We start from the raw sequence: 566 nt of genomic DNA on the forward strand, positions 1-566 counted from the left end.
AAAAATGGAGCAATGTCTCACCCAGAGTAAGGAAAGTTCAAGGGGTTCCACGAGGTAATGAGCTTCACCATTGGGCTATTCAGAGAAATGGCAAGTTTGGCAAATATGTTCCTGACTCAATAAAAAACCATCCTTGGAACTTGAAGTCCATTCCAAGAGATATTCACCAAAACATTCACGGCAATGGACCTACCCCATATAGCGCATTTGGTCGTGGGTGGCACGGGACGCCTGAATGGGCAAAAGTAGCTCAAGCCTCTCCTGTTAGTGGTGGTTTAGCTGATTCAATAAATGATGAGGGATGCGGTTGTGCAAATTGAATTTCCAGCGCTGCGTGTGAGCAGCAAGAAAAGGTCGCTCTTCGTAGTGGCATCAGAATCCGAGTTCGGGAAATGTACTATTCAGTCTTTGAGGAACGGTTATTTTGAGCTGATGGACATTTATGATTCGGAAGGTCGTCACTACAAAATAGACGAGGTTGCGAGCTACAAGCCGCTAAGTCCATTCTGGTACTGGCCTGTAGAAATTGTGATGTATGGTTCTCGACTGTTTAAGGCTAATTTCAA

Annotated in this window: 1 pseudogene; it reads left to right on the top strand. The window is 44.9% G+C overall.

From position 1 onward, the window contains the following. Positions 1-320, top strand: a pseudogene (locus R7Q48_RS29735) (RHS repeat protein); the annotation flags it as partial. Between the last annotated feature and the right edge of the window lie 246 nt (positions 321-566).

The sequence above is a fragment of the Vibrio sp. 378 genome (assembly GCF_033339435.1).